The 17,707-nt window shown below is 56.9% G+C and carries 17 protein-coding genes; 8 read left to right on the plus strand and 9 right to left on the minus strand.

Annotation, left to right across the window (positions count from 1 at the left end):
- Positions 1-10: 10 nt before the first annotated feature.
- Positions 11-874 (plus strand): radical SAM protein, encoded by an 864-nt coding sequence (locus HV744_RS11190; RefSeq protein WP_175149551.1) that lies wholly within the window; start codon positions 11-13, stop codon positions 872-874.
- A 181-nt stretch (positions 875-1,055) separates the two neighbouring features.
- Positions 1,056-1,421, plus strand: a complete 366-nt coding sequence (locus HV744_RS11195; protein WP_175149552.1) for a hypothetical protein — start codon at positions 1,056-1,058, stop codon at positions 1,419-1,421.
- A gap of 99 nt (positions 1,422-1,520) precedes the next feature.
- Here HV744_RS11195 and HV744_RS11200 read toward each other — a convergent pair whose 3' ends face one another.
- Positions 1,521-1,940 (minus strand): hypothetical protein, encoded by a 420-nt coding sequence (locus tag HV744_RS11200; RefSeq protein WP_175149553.1) that lies wholly within the window; start codon positions 1,938-1,940, stop codon positions 1,521-1,523.
- 469 nt (positions 1,941-2,409) lie between these two features.
- Here HV744_RS11200 and HV744_RS11205 point away from each other — a divergent pair, with 469 nt between their 5' ends.
- From HV744_RS11205 to HV744_RS11225, 5 genes are all read left to right on the plus strand, one after another.
- The gene (locus HV744_RS11205) at positions 2,410-2,736 is read left to right on the plus strand and encodes a plasmid mobilization protein (protein WP_175149554.1); all 327 of its coding nucleotides are present in this window, start codon (positions 2,410-2,412) and stop codon (positions 2,734-2,736) included.
- Between the two features lie 2 nt (positions 2,737-2,738).
- Positions 2,739-4,859 (plus strand): TraI/MobA(P) family conjugative relaxase, encoded by a 2,121-nt coding sequence (gene traI, locus HV744_RS11210; protein ID WP_246279007.1) that lies wholly within the window; start codon positions 2,739-2,741, stop codon positions 4,857-4,859.
- A 378-nt stretch (positions 4,860-5,237) separates the two neighbouring features.
- Positions 5,238-5,543: a HigA family addiction module antitoxin gene (locus HV744_RS11215; RefSeq protein WP_175149556.1), complete on the plus strand. Its 306-nt coding sequence runs from the start codon at positions 5,238-5,240 to the stop codon at positions 5,541-5,543.
- Between the two features lie 299 nt (positions 5,544-5,842).
- Positions 5,843-6,340 carry a 3'-5' exonuclease family protein gene (locus tag HV744_RS11220; protein ID WP_175149557.1) on the plus strand — a complete coding sequence of 166 codons (498 nt, stop codon included), beginning with the start codon at positions 5,843-5,845 and terminating at the stop codon, positions 6,338-6,340.
- A gap of 559 nt (positions 6,341-6,899) precedes the next feature.
- Positions 6,900-7,199 (plus strand): hypothetical protein, encoded by a 300-nt coding sequence (locus HV744_RS11225; protein ID WP_175149558.1) that lies wholly within the window; start codon positions 6,900-6,902, stop codon positions 7,197-7,199.
- Between the two features lie 215 nt (positions 7,200-7,414).
- Here HV744_RS11225 and HV744_RS11230 read toward each other — a convergent pair whose 3' ends face one another.
- Positions 7,415-7,792 carry a hypothetical protein gene (locus HV744_RS11230; RefSeq protein WP_175149559.1) on the minus strand — a complete coding sequence of 126 codons (378 nt, stop codon included), beginning with the start codon at positions 7,790-7,792 and terminating at the stop codon, positions 7,415-7,417.
- A gap of 2 nt (positions 7,793-7,794) precedes the next feature.
- Here HV744_RS11230 and HV744_RS11235 point away from each other — a divergent pair, with 2 nt between their 5' ends.
- Positions 7,795-9,045: an IS256 family transposase gene (locus HV744_RS11235; protein WP_175149560.1), complete on the plus strand. Its 1,251-nt coding sequence runs from the start codon at positions 7,795-7,797 to the stop codon at positions 9,043-9,045.
- Here HV744_RS11235 and HV744_RS11240 read toward each other — a convergent pair.
- From HV744_RS11240 to HV744_RS11270, 7 genes are all read right to left on the minus strand, one after another.
- Positions 9,042-9,347 (minus strand): hypothetical protein, encoded by a 306-nt coding sequence (locus HV744_RS11240; RefSeq protein WP_175149561.1) that lies wholly within the window; start codon positions 9,345-9,347, stop codon positions 9,042-9,044. The two genes, HV744_RS11235 and HV744_RS11240, sit on opposite strands and share 4 nt — an antisense overlap.
- A 134-nt stretch (positions 9,348-9,481) precedes the next feature.
- Complete coding sequence (locus tag HV744_RS11245) at positions 9,482-10,519, minus strand: ATP-binding protein (protein ID WP_175149562.1); 1,038 nt, start codon at positions 10,517-10,519, stop codon at positions 9,482-9,484.
- A complete protein-coding gene (locus HV744_RS11250; RefSeq protein ID WP_175149563.1) occupies positions 10,519-13,170 on the minus strand; it encodes a DEAD/DEAH box helicase in 2,652 nt (883 codons plus the stop codon). Before HV744_RS11250 ends, HV744_RS11245 begins: the two co-directional genes overlap by 1 nt.
- Before the next feature lie 486 nt (positions 13,171-13,656).
- Positions 13,657-14,289, minus strand: coding sequence for a nucleoside/nucleotide kinase family protein (locus HV744_RS11255; protein ID WP_175149564.1), 633 nt, complete (start codon positions 14,287-14,289; stop codon positions 13,657-13,659).
- Positions 14,286-15,926 carry a vitamin B12-dependent ribonucleotide reductase gene (locus tag HV744_RS11260; RefSeq protein WP_175149565.1) on the minus strand — a complete coding sequence of 547 codons (1,641 nt, stop codon included), beginning with the start codon at positions 15,924-15,926 and terminating at the stop codon, positions 14,286-14,288. The genes HV744_RS11255 and HV744_RS11260 overlap by 4 nt, the downstream gene beginning before the upstream one ends.
- Positions 15,927-16,231: 305 nt before the next feature.
- Positions 16,232-17,116 (minus strand): hypothetical protein, encoded by an 885-nt coding sequence (locus HV744_RS11265; protein ID WP_175149566.1) that lies wholly within the window; start codon positions 17,114-17,116, stop codon positions 16,232-16,234.
- Positions 17,117-17,203: 87 nt separating this feature from the next.
- Entirely contained in the window at positions 17,204-17,380 is a 177-nt protein-coding gene (locus HV744_RS11270) for a hypothetical protein (RefSeq protein WP_175149567.1), read from the minus strand.
- Positions 17,381-17,707 lie beyond the last annotated feature (327 nt).

The raw sequence follows: 17,707 nt of genomic DNA on the forward strand, positions 1-17,707 counted from the left end.
TTGATCTCTTGTGACGGCTGATTTCAACGCACGTGCGACTCGGGTCGTACTGAACTTCTCTCATCGCTGCGCGCTCAATTGCGAATGGTGCTACGTGCCATTCGAAACCACCCGAGCTCAGCGGCACGTGGTCACAGGGATCGTAGATCGGATTGCATCGCTGCGATTCCAAACAATTACGTTCGGTGGCGGCGACCCCTTCCAGTATCCATACATCAGAGACCTGGCTGAACGGGCAAAGGCAGCAGGGCTGATCGTTCATATCGACACCCACGGTAAATCACTGACGCAGTCGCTGGCAAACAGACAGCTAGTCAGCAAGACCATCGATCTGATCGGCCTGCCACTCGACGGCCCTAACTCGAATGTGCACGACGACATGAGGAGCTCGTCTGGGCATTTCGACATCGTGATGAGGCGCCTCCGTTGGCTCAACAGCATCGGTGCCCAATTCAAGATCAATACGGTAGTTTCTCGGCGCAACGTCGACTCGCTCGCGGAACTGGCCATGCACGTGCGTGATCTCGCGCCCTGGCGCTGGAGCATTTACCAGTACATGTCTCTAGGCCCGGGTGCTCGTGTATCAACGGTACACTCGTTGGAGTTAGCAGAGTTCCATTCGGCGATCAGTCGTTTGAGGGAGAAGTTGGGCTCCCAGAATGAGTCGCTCATTGAAGTCTCCGACAAAGATAGCCGACGCCTGACGTACCCGATTGTTCACCACGATGGAACTGTGTTCGTTCATTCGAAAGAACGGGTTGATTCTCTTCAGCATGTCTGCTCGATCTTCGATCCACAAGCCCGGCAGGCGATTGACGAGATATGCGGCGCGGAGCGAGCTGCTGCTGTGACCCGTTATTTGGCCATCCGATAAATAGTAGTGGTTGAAGGCTGGTACGGTGAGGGAATGCGGCCTGTTCGCAAACTCCACCGAATACCAGACATTCAGCCGGCTTCGCCGACGGACCGCTCAGGGTTGCTAGCCACCCGACTAAGCCGTCGACTGAGCGTGTCCCAGCGCCGTAGAGCGGCCGAATCTCAGGTAACGCCCGGTCATGCCGGGTGTTTGTTTCCATCATGAACAGCCAGATTTCTTCACTATCTGTGGCAGCGATTTTTCACTTACTTGGCGCGGTTTTTACTTTCTCTGGCACCCGACGACATCCCGTCTCGCGATGCCTCAGATTTTCACTGGTGAAAATAAACCGGTCGGCATCGATGATCATGACGCTTCGATTTTCACTGGTGAAAATCGAGCCGACTTGGGCGGCGACAATGACTACGTCCGTGTTGCCTCACGACGGAATACTACCCGACGGATTGGTTTGCCGGGCGCGGAGCGCCCGGCCCCCGGCGACTTTCAACTTTTCCGAAACTCACGCTGTCTGGAGGAATTGTTGCTGGATTTGGGCAAACCCTGACGAGGCCCCGACTGAGGACGAAAACGAACGGTTCAGGGCAGCCTACTTTAACGTTGCCCAGACCTGCACCGCTGGAAGTGCGGGCGGCCAATACCGTGTTCACAGCGCGCGGCGGTAGCCGCTGTACTGGAAGGCAAGCGCCGCGATATTGCGCCAGACTGTCTGAATGGGCGTATCGCCCACGCTCCGATGAGTCGTTGGCCGGCCCGCAACCATCACCTTTGCTTGCCACGGATGACGTCTCGGCGGGGTCTTGCGTCGTCGTCCAATGATCGTTGTGTCGAGTGCAACAAAGTCACCGCTTGTTCTGCCCATGCCCCGCTGCCGCATGAAATACAGTTTGGGCATCGTTTCCCTGAACACTGTTCGATAGCTGTACTCGTCAGGCTCAACGGCCACCGCCGCCACTTCCAGGCTCATGCCGATCGCGTGTTTGTCGATCAGGGCGATTTGTTGGCCGGGGTGTTGAGTGCTGTCGTGGTGTCCCCTGGAGTAGATTGGTGTCGCACTTGCCTGCATGGTCTTCCTGCGTCGAGCCTGTCGCAAGTGGTGTGTAGCTCGATAAGGTCGATCTGTTGTTAAAGGCTACCTGTGAATTGCTAGTGAATAAGATGTGCATAAACAACGTTTGTTAATTCATAATCGATGCATAAATAACCTGCAATTGTCTATCGCCTTGTCTGAGTTGAGTCGCGTATCGATATCCAATTGGCCAAAAAAGAAATTGAGATACTATGGCGAACTCATCACCGTTCCGCCTTTTTTTAATCTAAAACCCATCTTCATTTCGCCTTCATTTAATCTACAATCGGAAAGCTGAAACACAGGACAGGATGCCGGGCGTGGCCACAAATTTCATTTGCGGCCTCACCGGCCCGATGACTAGATCGCTGCGCGCCCGTCGCCACCGTCCCTCTCGGGGATCCTCAGGGCTGCGCCCCGAGACCCGCACCTCAAAACAAACTAGCGCATATTGCGCCGATCACAGATGAAAACCAGGCCGACCTCAACCCTCGCTGCCGATAACGCGACCATTACAAAAAAATTCCGGGTTACACCAGTAGATTCAGCAAGAATCGAAGACCGGGCATCGAAGTCAGGATTAACGTTTTCAGAATATGTTCGCCGCTGCGCGCTCGGGCGTCGTATTGATGTTCAATACGACGCCGATGTCATTCTGGAGCTAACGCGTATTGCCGACAGTGTTGATGCATTGCGAGAGCTGATTCAGGAAAATCCGGGCGCGGCGTTGAAAGACGAGGTTTTCAGGGCGTTTGTCAACGAATGCATCGAAACGATGCAGCGGGCCATTTGACGATGATTGTCAAACAGGTTCCAAATCGACATTACGGAAAATCCGATTTCGGAGAACTCGCGCGGTATATCACGGGCGGAATCAGTGCCGACGAACATGCGCGGGCGGTGCGCGAGCGTCCCGGGTTTGGGCCGCTCACGGAATACGTTGCACAGGCTCACGGTCAGGCGGGGCAGGACAAATGCGTGGCCGTGTCGTTACACCGGATCCGTTCGGTTGCGACCGCCGCAGCGCAGTTTCACAGCGTTGCGATGCGTAATCCCAATGTGGAAAATCCGGTGGTACACCTCATCGTGAGCTGGCCCGAGCATGAACGGCCGTTGTACGACGCGATCCTTGCCGCCGGCCGCGATGTGCTGAAAGCGCTGAACCTGCATGAGCACCAGTCGCTGATGGCGATCCACAACGACACCGACAATCTTCATTGTCATATCGAGGTCAGCCGCGTCCATCCCGACACCTATAAATCGCAGCATCTGCCGTGGATGCATCGGACGCTGCATCGGGCCGCGCGCGAGATCGAGATAAAAAACGGGTGGTTTCATGATGACGGTCTGTTTGTCGTGCGGACCTTGCCGGATGGGCGAAAAGTCGTGGTTCCCAACACTTCCTATCGGGACACGCCGGACATCGACCGTGCGCTTCGCGGAGAGAAGGCGCAGCGTATGGCGGCCTGGTCGGACAAGCCAAGTCTGGTCGAATATTGCCGGGAGACAGTCAGAGACGGGTTGGCGCGTCTGCTCGACTCTGCGACCGGATGGGACGCCGTGCATCAATTGCTCAGGGAACACGGCATGCGTGTCCACAAAACGGGGGGAGGAGCCTTTCAGCTTGAGGCTATCAACGATGCCGGCGGCACGATCCGCTTGCCCATCAGCCAGGCGCTGCGGGGCGTCAAACTGGGGGAGGCTGAGCATGTGATCGGCCCCTTTACACCAGATCGCACGGCGCTCACGGCGGTCGTGAAACAATCGATGTCAGACGAGAGCCGCCCGGAAGGCAAAACTCCGCCGAAACGCGATCCGTTTAAACGCGAGGCGAGGCGGCTGGAGCGGGCCGCGGAACGTTCTGCGTTGATCGAACGTTACCGGGCAGCGCAGGAGGTAGCAAAGTCCGCCCGGTTCGCCACCGATGAGCAGTTAGCGGAGGTGTCTGTATGGTGCAAGGCGAAGATTGATGCGCTTCGTGTGCAAACGGCTGTCGCAAAAGAAGCGCTGTTCCAGGGCGAGCCGGACTCGCACGAACGAAAACTCCGCCGCAGGGATTTGACCATTGAGGCCCGTTTAGACCGATTAATTGTCAAGGCGGAGGCCGAGGCACGATGCGAGTCCATACGCGCATCACGTCCGGCTCCGATTGCGTGGAGAACGTGGCTTGAGGCAGAAGCACAAGCGGGCGATCCCGCCGCGCTCAAAGCGCTGCGGGGCCTTGTTTATGACGTGGGACGCAAGAGCCGCAAACAGACGCGGGTCGGGTCGTACGTAGACTTGAACGCCATCATTTCCTTGCAAGAGGGGGGAGACGTCAATGCGGTTCTGGCGAGTTTGCTTGCGCACGAAAAGGAAGAAGCGTCGATCCGGTCGGCTCAATCTGAACGCACACGCGTAGAGCAAGCCGATGCGCTGCTGCACCGGATCCGTGGGTTGACGTGGCGGGTGACGAATAACGGCAATATCGAATATCGCCGCGCCACGGGGGAGCCCGTATTTGTCGATAAAGGCACAAGGCTAACGTTCGATCGCCAGGCAGTCACCGACCAGGATCTGGCGTTGACGATGCTGCATGCGCGCGAGAAGTGGGGAAGCTCGATTGTGTTGACGGGAGGCGATGCAATTTTCGCGGAGCGCATGGTCAAGGCGGCCGTCAGTGCTGGCATGACCGTTCGGAACCCTGAGCTGCAGCCGGTGCAGGCCCGTTACATCGCCCTGCAGGCGCGGAACGGAAAAAAGCCTGTCATGCGCAACGCGGCTTCTGGGGGGGGCGAAGTGGTCGGGTTCGCACCGGCCGACCTGCAAACCCTGGTCGTGGGTCCGGGATCTGCCCCCGTCGAAACTGGCCCGGCGGCATTGTCCGGAGCGACACCGATCAAAACTGTCCAAAAAGGACGAGGGCGTCGAGGGTAATCATCGGATATACCCGACGGAGCCCTTGCAGGTTCGTCAGAGGCGCGGGGGCACGAAAAGCGCGCGAGCCGTTTCTGGCACCATCAATCGACGGCTTGTGGGCTTTTGCGACTTTGAGTTGTGTTTGAGACCGCTCAGAGAGATGCGGCTGGAAATGTCGGAAAAGTCTTATAGGTCAGGCCACGTGCCTCGTACGATCCGGATCGCCTTTTCAGATGGCCGATCTACCGCATCATTCAAGCAACTTGGATAAGGAGGCGATGACCTGAATTCAAATACTTCAGCTGCCCCGAGAAGTCCGCATGACCCGCGACGCACGATTGGAGTAAGTGTCGCTTGTCACTTGCCAGAAGAGACGGTTAATATTATTGTTTGCTGATGGCCGATCCCGATTTTTCTCATCCTGGCGAACTGGTTCGCCAGCAGTGTCTGCAGCGCTTCGAGCTGAGCGTTACCGATGGCGCACGCGTGCTGGGTGTCAGCCGGCAGGCGCTGACGAACTTGATCACCGGCAAGGCTGGCATTTCACCTGAAATGGCACTACGGCTCGATCTAGCATTCGGTGGCGGTGCAGAAACTTGGCTTCAGCGGCAACTGCTGCATGACCTTGCGCAAGCGCGCAGACGGCTCGCCGAACTGAATGTCGTGCCGGTTGCATCGGAGCGGCAACCGGCACTTTTCTAGCTCTTCTTTCGCAAAGAAAGGGAGTTGATTTTTGGCCTAAAAAAATTAGGAGTTCTATATGACATTGCCGCCTAGACTGACCGATGACCACGTGAATGGGCTGTTTGATGCAGCCCGGAAACCGGGAGACGTAGTGATGCCCTGCGAGCAGTGCGGGGCGATGCCGGCAATCAGGGTGAACCTGACCGGCGAGGTCAAACGGCTCTGCGCGGAGTGTAACCGACGCTACTATGCGAGCAACTGGGAGATCTGGGCGAGCTGAAGGGTATCTGCATACTGAACGCACTTGGACAAAATCGATGACTGTACCGGCAATGGTTAGGAGCAGAGGACCACGTAGTCCGTGGAAAACCCGCTATTTCCTTGATACTGAGTTCACTGACTTCAATGCCTTCCAGCTTATCAGCGTGGCGATTGTGGGCGAGGACGGGCGCGAGTTCTACGGCGAATCCCTAGACTTTGAACGCCCGCTGTGCAGTGACTTTGTACGTGAGATCGTGCTGCCCCAGCTCGGCCAGTTTCCGGGTCGAGCGATGCCGTCCGCACAACTGCGCGACGAACTGCAGGCGTGGCTGTTGGCCGTGCCAGTCAAGCCCAAGCCTGTGCTGTGCTACGACTTTCAAGGCGACTTCGAACTTCTCGGCCATCTGCTTGACCGGGCGCTGCCGCGTGGATGGAAGAATGAAAACGTGGCTCAGAGGATCGACGCACGACGTCTCACTGAGTACATCGAAGAGCACGGTGGAGAACACCACGCGCTGCATGATGCCCGCGCGAATGCCTTCGCGTTTCGATAGCCCTGCTGCTATTTCTTGACACCGGATACATCGTCGTCGGCAGGCGCAACACAGGCTTATCAGGTCGCGCTTGTGGGATAAGAGGGGCGGCGGGAGTTCACACTGAACGGCTTTCGTCATTTTCCCGGTAAGCCTCCGTTTGTGTGGTGCACGCGTGCAGCGGGGTCAGGGCTTGGCCCGGAGTCATCCTGTAGTGTATGACCGAACTTCAGTTCGTACGCACACGATGCCTACTGTCCTCGATTTTTCCCGGTTCCATGATGCTACTGAGGCGCGGTACCGACGAAAAGGAGGCGATCGGCGGCCTTCCCGAAAATGAGCTGAAGTGCTTCGACAGTGTACGGCTCCCCGGCTAACCATATCGGCCGAAAGCGGTGGGACTGCACTCGAGACGTGCGGTGTGCAAATTTCCGGTCGCGTTGTGGTGATGCCACGATTTGTGGAAAGGTCAATAATTGAGTGGATCGCTTGTTTGGAGAGCGCTGCGTCGCAACACGGAGGCCAAGGGTTCGGCTTCCCTTCATCCAAGTAACCAGCCCGTGAGCGCGAAAGTCCTGTGATGAATTCCGAACTGGCAGCCGAATTAGCTGACGAGGCGCGGCTAAAGAGCGCCATACGCGAATTGCGCAAGCTCCGAAAAGAAAGCGAACCGCTTAACCGTGCGTGGTCCGATACGCGGGTTGCGAGGCAGAGGTACGAACGGGAATGCGCGTTCGCGGTCAAGCAACTACAGGAGCGGGAGGCTCGTATTATGGATGCGCTGCGGCCGTATCTTGCTGAGATCGAAGCACAAGAGAATCAGGTGAGGCGTTTGGATCGCAAGCTACGGAAAGCGCAGCCCGGCTCGAAGAGTGTCTGAGATAAGCGTCGTCGGCGCGCGTGTCATGCGGAAGGCATAAATCCGCCACCTCGTTGCTGCTATTCAAGCGGCATTGCAACGGAGTGCGGGACGTTTTTTCACCATTGGTTCGTCGTATGCGAGTACTGGCCTGCTGCGCATCAGGTGTTATGTTACAAGGGCTGGTCGCTGCACGCTGGCAGTGGCTGAAACCTCTCCTCTCAGAAGAGATCTTCTCACTCGGCTGATTGGGCAGCCGATGGTCGGAAGTCGCAGCTTGTTAGAACTTGCTGACGCAACGTTTGGAGCGAGGTTTCGAGGGCTTTGATCTCGGCGTCATCGCGCTCCACTTCGGGGCTCTGTGCGACTTGCACTGGCTCCCGCTGATTTGGAAAGGCTTGAATTGGCGCTGAGTAAATGAGTGCTTGCTCGCGCTGTTTCCCCAGCGCGGTCAGATGCGACTCTTTACTCGAAAGATCTTGGCGCAGCTGCAGACAGATTTTTTGCTGCTCTTCGCGACCACCAAGTTGCGCTGCGAGCGCCGAGTTTTTTGAGGGTGTAAAAAGTTTTGTGTAAACGGTCATTTGGCAGGAGACTGCCAGCAACAGGAGCATAGATGACCGTAGCGAGACGCAATAAAAAAGAGAAACCCGATCCTGAACTCGTCAAGCTGGCAGACAGCCTGCTGGCGAATTACCAGAAGCCGGAAGACCTGATAGGCGAGAACGGCCTGCTCAAGCAGCTTACCAAGATGCTGGTGGAGCGTGCGTTAGAGACGGAGATGTCCGAACACCTGGGCCATGGCAAGAGCGAAACGGTGACCAATGCCACGGGCAACACCCGTAATGGTCATAGTGCCAAGACGCTGCAGGGGGAGTTTGGCGAGTTGCCGCTCAATATCCCGCGCGACCGTCAGGGGAAGTTCGAGCCGAAGCTGGTGGAGCGCCATCAGACGCGCTGGACGGGCTTCGACGACAGGATCATTTCGCTGTATGCGCGTGGCCTGAGCGTGCGCGAGATCCAGGGGCACCTGGAAGAAATGTACGGCACGGAAGTCTCGCCGACGCTGATCTCGGCGGTCACCGACGCCGTCAGTGATGAGGTGAAGGTCTGGCAGGCCCGTGCGCTCGACGCGCTTTATCCGATTGTCTATCTCGACTGCATTCACGTCAAAGTGCGCGACAGCGGCGCGGTGCGGACCAAGGCGGTGTACCTGGCCATCGGCGTGAACATGGCCGGCCACAAGGAAGTCCTGGGACTGTGGATCGCCCAGACCGAGGGGGCCAAGTTCTGGCTGCAGGTGGTCACTGAGCTGAAGACGCGCGGCGTGCAGGACATCTTTATCGCCTGTGTCGACGGGCTTAAAGGCTTCCCTGAAGCCATTGAAGCGGTCTACCCAAAAGCGGCCGTGCAACTGTGCATCGTGCATATGGTGCGCAACAGCCTGAACTTCGTGCCGTGGAAAATGCAGCGGGAAGTCGCCGCCGACCTGAAGACGATTTACACTTCATCGACCGTCGAGATGGCCGAACAGATGCTGGGCGCCTTCGAGGCCAGGTGGAACAAGGACTATCCGTCCATCGGGCAGAGCTGGCGACGCAACTGGGCACGCGTGATTCCGTTCTTCGATTACCCACCGGAGATCAGGAAGGTGATTTACACCACGAATGCCATAGAATCGATCAACATGAGCCTGCGCAAGGTGATCAAGACCCGCAGCTCGTTCCCGACCGATGAGGCCGTCACCAAGCTGTTTTACCTGGCCCTGAACAACATCAGCAAGAAGTGGACGATGCCGATCCGCGACTGGAAGGCCGCACTGAACCGCTTCACGATCCAGTTCGAAGAGCGGCTGGTGCCGGGTTAAACCTCAACCCGTTTACACAAAATTCCGGACACCCCCCGTTTTGTGAATAGGTCGTCCCGATCTTTCTGAAGGCTGTCGGAACGCACTTGCAGTCGCTGAACTTCGGTCTTCAATGAATCACGATCCGACGCGCTCATTACAACAAATGGCCCCCCCAATGCCTGCGACCATTTCGGAACGCTACTCACAGCCAGACACAGCAGAGCCACTGCTGAAATGAAGCCAGCAAAGAAGCTTGCGGTCTGGCGACGGAATTTGGCCCAAGCACTGCGCTTAATTTGCTCGGCAACTGTAATCGACATCGTTATTTCCCGGATTGTTGCTTTAGCGATTTCAAGAAAATATTCGCGTGAAGTTATATAGGCGCCACTTGGGCGGCCTCTAACCGGTTCACTGCAGCATGCCAACAGCAGCGCCCGATTCAGCAATCGCGCGATCACCCTTTTTGCGAGAAATCCTTCGAAAGCATGCGCGACGACATCGAGGCCGTGAGATTCACGGTATGCCTTAATTCGCCTGCGATGGACGTGCCGCGCTTGCGCAAATCTTCGAGTGCTTCATTGAGCGCACGAATTTCAGGTACGTGAATCTGCAATCGGAGCGCCGTTCCCGCGATATCGACCGCAAGGCTTTTCTGCTCGCCGTTTTCGAGCATGATGCCGCTCGTGCCACTACAGATCACGAAATTCCCACCGCGAGCGCATATCTGACTCGTCATGAATAAGCCGTATCCCGAGTTGGCCCATTCGTCGCGCCGTTGACGCGGCCCGCCACGAAATGCTACGCCCGAGACGCCCGGCAATAGCGCGTAGCGCAACGCATCTTCATCATCGTGAATGTTCAAATGAGGATTGCGTGACAGCGATTGGCGGACGCCGATGCCTTCATCCAGAATCGACAGCTCGACGAGTCCCTTGGTCGGCCAGTACTGTGCTGCATACCAGATGGTATCGGCCTGACTGTGTTCGAGCACGTTACGGAAGATCTCGCGCAGCGAGTAGCCGAGCGTGTGCTGCAGATCGCCGCCTTCGCTATGAGTGAGCACCGTCGCGAGAGAGGCGCAGCGCGCCTCGATCGTGTCCCGAACGTCAACATAGTCACTCGCCGCTTCGCGTTCGAGGTCTTCGATGCGCATGCTCGTGATTGGCACATAGCGCGTACTTCCGAGCGCCTCGCCGGGATCCTTGCCGAAGCCGAGACCGAACGATTGGAAAAAGCCCATGTGCGCCGCGTACCCATGCTCTTGGTAGTTGATGGCGCGGCATCGGCTTGGTTTTCGGCTGTCGGCAAACTTTCTGAGCTTGCGTGCGAAGAAAAGCAGCCCAAACGGTTCTGTCCATTCGAGCGCGCTGAAGTCGATCACGTAGACCGGTGCTTCCGGCAAGGCTTCCAGTCCACGTGCGGTGTCGATCGCACCGTGCAGGTCAAGCCGCTTAACATGCAAAACCTGTTCTTCCGACGATGTGACTAACATCAAAACTCTCCGTCGAACGGAATCTGATCGAACATCTCGCCGGTTTCCATGCTGTAGTAGCCGATCTTGCTCTCGCCATTGAGCGGGCGGATGTGATCGATAGGGACTTGGATCGTCGTCGCCGAGTGGCGGCGATTTGCGGCCTCTACCTTCATCCTTCCGCTTACGGGCCTACCGCGATAGGCTAGACCCTGCATCTGCGGACTGAAGAACACGCCGTCGACCTCGAACTCCTCGTTGTCCCGATGCACATTTATGCCGATCGATCCCGGCGACACAATGGGTACGAATTGCTCCGCCTGATTCCCGGACGTTGCGGCGTCGCCGAGCTCCGACGGCTCCTGTTCGACGCATTCGGCGAGCTCCGTGATGACGCGCACGGTTTCCTCGTTAAGTTCGAGGTTCGCATCATTCAGGGCGATATCGCGTGCTCGAGTGAAGACATCACGCAACACCTCCTTTTTCATAAGATGACTCGTGAGCCTCAGGCTTCCATACGTCTGGTCGTAGACGCAGATAAATTTGTCGCCTTCCGTTACGGGATCCCGCGTGGCGCGATGTTTGTCCGCGCCCGCACTGATGTCCTGCCGCTCGAAAGGCAGCGACATCAGAAATGCTTCTTGGATGATCTCCGCGAGGACGCTTCGCCTGACGCCCTCCCTGCTCAGTGCGGGATGCGTGAAGATTACCCCGGATGTAAAGGAGTAATTCGGGAACGTCGCCGCATCTTGGAACAGGCCATGCGCAGGATCTAGCGGATACTTGAATTCAAGCTGGTTGTTGCCCCTGCGCTCCGTGAATCCGCACACCGCCTCGCGAACTTGCAATGCACACTCAATGACTAGCAAGCTTCCATAGCGATGCCCCTGATGCACGTTATCGCCGCTAAGATTTGGCAGGATCAGGGGCTGAAGCATGAGGGGCGCGGTGAAATAGCGCTTTTCCGGACGTGCCTCTACGATCCTCTGCTGCTTGCGGATGCGTACGATCCTGTATGGTTTCGTCTGGTAGTAGTAGACTGCTCCCGGGTAGGCTTCCCGAAGCAGTTGCGACATCGACAGCGAACCCAGGTTGAACACATTCGGGCCCTGCTGATGCTGTACCTTGAATTGCGCGTCGAGATTGCGAAGCGGGAAAGTATGATGCGGGTCGTCTCCCGCCTGCGCTTTCATTGACTGCAGCTCGGTGGAGACTTCACCTACCCTTTCGGCTTCGCACAGCATCGCGAAGTCGTCGGGCAACGGAAGCGGCGAAGTGAATTTCCCGTCGTTTTCAGTCTTGTTACCTGAAACCGCCTGGTCCTCACCGCCCTGTTGCGCTAGGCACATGGCATGGATGTACTGGATGCGCTGGTTGTGAAGATACAGCGCGCTGCGCAACAACGGCAGGCTCTCCAGTCGTGCGGGATCGCGAAATACGCTCTCGGAAACGACCGACCCGTTGTTGACAATGATGACTACACCCGGCTGCTTGCGCCCCACGCGCCCTATGCGCTGAAACAGACTTGTCGCTGATCGTGGAATGCCGAAGAGAATGCCGAGTGTGAGATAAGGTAAATCGATGCCCATCTCCAGCGCACTCGTACTGACCACACCCTTCAGCGAGCCCAATGCGAGCTTTTTCTGGATTCGGGTCCGGTCGTCTTCTTCATAGCCAGAGCGATACGGATAGACCTGAAGTTCCTCCAGTTTCCCGAGGTTGACCTCGTCGCTCTCTGCCTCCTCGCTCACCCGGCGCTCGACGATGGACGCAAGGTATTCAGTCTGTTTCCTGCTGTCGACGAAGGTAATCGACTGGTGCGATGTCTGCGTCGCGGCAAAGGTAATCAGATCGGACACGGAGGACAGCAGATCCTTCGCCCGGGGTGGATTCACCATTAGAAGCTGCGACTCTGAGCGCGCGGAACTGTCCATATCCGCGCCGATTACGTCAAAATGCTCTCCCGTCAGTTTGTGAAGGTGCGCCTGTGGGTCCTCCATTGTTGCGGACGATGCTATAAAATTGAAATCGCCGCCGAGCTTGCGCGTTGCATGGAGCAAACGCCTGAACAGGAAAGCCGAGTTGCTGCCGAACACACCCGAATAGGTATGCGCTTCGTCCGCAATGAGCAGCGTGAGATTCGCAAGGAATTCCCGCACCGCGGGCATATCAATCGACGAGAGTAGCCAAGCGTGAATGATGTCGGGCGTCATCACGACAACCCGGCTTTCTTTCAGAACGCTAAGCCGTTCGTGAGACTGCACACCGCCGTCGATTCGGCCGACCTTGACATTGATGCCACTGTCCGCGACAAGCTTCTGCCAGCGCTCGGTCTGCTCTGCCGCGAGCGCTTTGAGCGGATACACGGCAGCGATGCGCGCCTTGGGATCGACAGACAGTTCCTCCAGTGCGCACACGTTGAAGATCATCGTCTTGCCTGAGGCCGTCGGCGTGGTTACGGCCAAGTTGTGTCCTTCGAGGTAGCGCTCGATCGCCTCTCGCTGATGTCGGTAGATACCGCGATGGAAGCCACGCAATGCGGCAAGCGACGGTGCCTCGAGCCCCAAGTCATCGAATGGATAAAACACACCATCCCTTGCTTTCCGATGATCCCGGTGCACCACTGTCCAGCCTGCGTCATGGAAATATTGTTCGAGCTTCTTGCTGTCCATCGTTTGCCCCCTCGCCATCCTTTGTATGTCCAGTCTAGTCGCAGAGTTGCGCTCGGATCCATAAGTAAGCGAATCCCGCATATCCGCAAAATAACGGCCCGCCGAGCGTCAACTTGAGGGTCGATTTATGAACAGATAGAAATTTACGTTCCAAGAGAGTGTGGATTGATGACCTTCGTGCAAGTTTTCCCGTCAATCTTTCAATGTGTCGCAACCGTGAATTAATCAATGCATAAAGCGACTGGTCCTGACCTACGATCAGCACCTAGCCAAGCCATAGAACGGGGAGCGGTGACTTTTTTTTCGCCTCGCGCGCTCGTCGTATCCGAGTACTGCATTTTGTTGTGCACATCAGGTGTTATGTCAAAAGTGGCCTTTCGATGTGGCATCTTTTTCAAGCGTCTAAGGCGGCAAAGACCCCGCACAACACTGCAACCCAGCGACGACGGCGCGGTTCGTCTGCTTGGGATCTAGGCGGAAGGCTGGTCAGCCGCGCTCAGCCTGTACGCGCGACACCACCGCGGCTACCGCCGCCGATACCGTTCGATCATTGATACACGCATACCAACCATACTTCTCGACGGCATCGTTGAAAACTTCCGTGCATTTCTTATGCTGTTCGAATGATTGAATAACATGGCTGTTTAATCCACGAGAGCGGCTCCACGCTCGATCCCAAGACAGCGGCGCCGCGCACGTAACTGCCACCGCGATGTCCGGATCGCGTACGGCGCTCGTCCTGTTGATGTCCAACACTTGTTCGAACGGGATGGAGCGTCGAAACGCCGCATCTGAGGGGTACCACCGGTCGATGAGCGCGATTTTTCCTGAATCGAGTGCTTCTAAAATATGCGTCGTAATCCACGCTCTCCCCGCAGCCAATTGTTGGCAGATACGGGTCTCAAGGGCCGGGCTTGATGCTGTCGATAATTGTTCAAGCAACACGATGGTGTCCGCACGGTAAGGATCCAACTCCTTCTCGCACAGCGCCACAACTTCTCGTCCCAATGCCCTTAACTCGTCCCTCACGCCCTCAAGGATCGTAGTCTTGCCGGTACCTTTAGGGCCGTCGAAACTGATGAACAACGGCTGTCCGACACGGATTTCTTGTTCGATCATGCCATCGCTGCCTTGGCGGGCAGCATCTGCGGCCGCTGGGAAGGTTGTCCCGCGATGCTTCCGTCACGGTAAAGGGAAACACCGACACAGCCGCTGGCGCGAGCCTTCAGGATGGCGTTTGCGACATCGCGCCGCGTACTGCTGGAGGGCAGATTGATGGTCTTAGAAATCCCACCATCGATAAAGGCCTGAAAGGTAGCCTGCGTCTGAATATGCTCAGCCGTAGTCAAATCGTGAGCACGCACTAGGGTGCCCCGAATGTGCCGAGGAATGACGTCCAGGCTGTGAGCCTGCGCGCCATGCAAAAGCGCTTCTACCACCTCGGCCAAGGCCGTCTCGTCAAAACCTTGTTCACATAGCAGACGCCGCAAGGTAGGTTGTAGTTGATGTACCACCACCCCTTCCACCTCCTGGCGAATAAGGTAACTGAACACCGGCTCTATTCCCCCCGTCGCATTGGCTAGCAGGCTTAGAGTGCCATTCGCGGCGACGGCCATCAGCGACGCATTGCGACGGGGTCGACTGCCATCACGAGGTTGCAGCTGCGGATCACAGGTGCCTCGCTCAGCCGCCAGCCCTTCACTCGCCGCACGCGCGTTTTCGCTGAGCAGCGTCATGACAGTCCGAGCGAACGCCAAGGCTTCTGGTGAACCATAACGCAGGCCCAGGAGCAGCAACGCATCGGCATAGCCCATGACACCTAAGCCGATTTTCCTGCTTTGGGCACACCGCTTGGCTACGAGGGGCGATGCATGGCGCTGCAGGTCGTGAAAGTTATCCAGGCAGCGGACGCCGAGGTGCACTGCAGTGACGAATCGACCCGTGTCGAAGGTCTTGGCGCTGACGAACCGGGAAAGATTGAGGGAACCAATTAGGGAAGACTCGTTCTCGCGGAGTAGGGATTCCCCGCAGACGTTCAGAATGAGCCTCTCTCCATTGGGTGAGCGTCTGGCCTTATGTTCGCCAAAGGCAATCGCTGGCTTCCCAGTCTCGGTGATGGAGTGGCAGATCAAGTCCCAGCGCTCGATAGTATGCGGGTCGCTGGCTTCAAGCTTCTGAAAGAATGACTCGTCCAGTTCCACATTGGTGTGAGTGATAGATAACCGGTCGCCCAGCTCAATGAAAGATTTGAACTGTGGGTGATCGGCACTCAAGGTAACAGCGCTATGGGCTTTGCGCTTGCGGGTTGGATTGAGCAAGGCAGTTTGCTGTTCGATCGTTTGCGTCAATGCGACCGGGTCTGGCAAAGCGGTCAGATCGTATCCAATACCGCCGCAACCGTCGTGGATGATTTTTGCGACTTCCAGTTCATCGATTCCCACTGGCGGAGCTAGAACATGGCAAGCGAACAGGTTGACCTGGTCTTCCCGTTCGCTGTTCATCATGACCGGGCTATTGGGCAGGAAGGCGCCATCCTGAACGAGCGCCAATATTTGCGTCGAGGTTCTTTGTGCCTCAGCCTCAGGTGCATGAAGACGTTCCACGCCCAGGAACAGGCGTTGGACTCTCTGTGGCAGTTCACTCCAGTCGGCTTGATTGGCGTGACTGAAAAAACGGCCTTTAAGTATGTGTAGGTACGGGTTGTCGATGGCCCATGCCGGTTGGGTAACGCGATTGATTGCTTCAAGCTTTTTCATTTTTCTGGTCGGTAAAGTCAATGCTCATGGGGCGCGCGACAGCAAGCGGGTACGTGCCGGCTGATGATGGGCATGCTCGCGGCAAGTCGCGCTCGTCATCCGATTCCGTCCGGCTGGTCGTTCAGATAAAAAATACATATAGCGCTGGCTCCTGACGATCTGGAGCCCGCCGTAATAACGGCTTTTGATTGCAAAAAATTGAGGAGATGCGCAGCGCAAGTTAGGCCCCTTGGACGCCGTGCGGTTGTTGAATTAGCATGCACCCCCGTATTCACCGCGAGAACGGCAGCCGCCATACCTGCGGCTCACTGATCGCGCATTTTGTATGAAAACCGTGAAGCCAGATCCGTCTCCTCGCCGGTCTTCACCCAGCGCCATTCACCGTATTCCATAGGCCCGGGACGGCGCCGGCGAAACTCCTCGCCGACCTCGGGTCCCGCACGACGGAAATGCGTCAGCCACAGGGCAAAGCATGTCGCGCGCTTCTCGTCGCGTTCGACATGGAAGAGCCGGTACAGCGTCCAAAGCACAAACTCTAGAAACTTCGGCTCGTCGTTCCTGGCAAGCCAGTAGAGCTGCTCTGCGCAACCTGCCAGCTCCTGATCTCTCTCGTCCTTAAACGTCATCGCTCGCTCAAACTGGTCCACGGCAGGATCTCCATCCGGCAGCCGCAAGGTGACATAAGACGCGGGTGCGCCAAGTCTCGGTCTCGCCGCCAAAGACGACATGCCCGCATAGATCAGATTGAGGCAAATTTTGTTGAAGGAGGTGTTCGTCAGTTCCGCGGACGTCGTCAAATGCGCACGCAACTCGACAGGTATGCGCAAGTTGATCGCGACCACGCTGGGCGCCTTATCCGGCTGCCCCATGTTGCTCACGAACGTGTCAAATTGCGCAGGGCAATACGTCCGCATCCACTGCTTGGCCTGCTCGGCATCGATTACGCACAGATCATCGGAGTAGGTAAACCGCAGCGCAGCGTCATCCCAATAAGGCTTGTTCCAGAACGCAAGGAAGTAGGGACCATCTGGTAGCACCTGGTACAAGCCTTGGCACATGCGCCGATGGACCACATTACCGTCGACCAGCTCGCTTACCACCTTCGCGTCGATGTGGAAGCGGTGCGCCGTGTCCGTGTTAATGGTCAACCCGTCGATGATTCGTCGGATCGTTGAGAGCTCGTCATACATAGTCTTGTCTCTCCGTTTGCAGCGAGTCTTGAGCCGGTCTGTTGCCAGGCAGCCGGCAGGATACCGGCTGCTTACTGGTCGGCCACGTCATTCGTCCTTGTTCATCTCGTCGGCCAGCGCGGCCGTCGCACCGAGCGACGAGGCAACTGCCACACCGAGCGCCGTAATCGTGCCCACCGGGCCGAAGATGGGTAATGCGGTCACCACCAACACACCCGCGGCGGCGCCCTTGGCGATGTTTTCCAGCGAATTCAGGAAGCTCATTTGTTTTTCTCCAGGCAGATGGCGTCATCTGACGCCGATTAAGGATGGCGCATTGCGGCGCGCTGGTCGTAGCCAACATTGGTGGTCGTTGTTGGCGTGAGTGAATTGTGGACCATCGATGCAAAAAATCAAATAGATTTCTTGCATGAAAGTTATTTATTAGATTTCTTGCATTGATAGGGATCTAGGGATGGATCCGATTTTTATGTGTGATAAGGCAGAGGATTTTTAGCGAAGCGGAAGCGGCGCACCGGGGTGATCGCAGGCACGGCACGAAATCCGCGCCCGCTTCGCTAAAAATTCTTTGAGCGAAACCGCTCCGCTAGC

This window comes from Paraburkholderia ultramafica (genome assembly GCF_902859915.1).
Taxonomy (GTDB): domain Bacteria; phylum Pseudomonadota; class Gammaproteobacteria; order Burkholderiales; family Burkholderiaceae; genus Paraburkholderia; species Paraburkholderia ultramafica.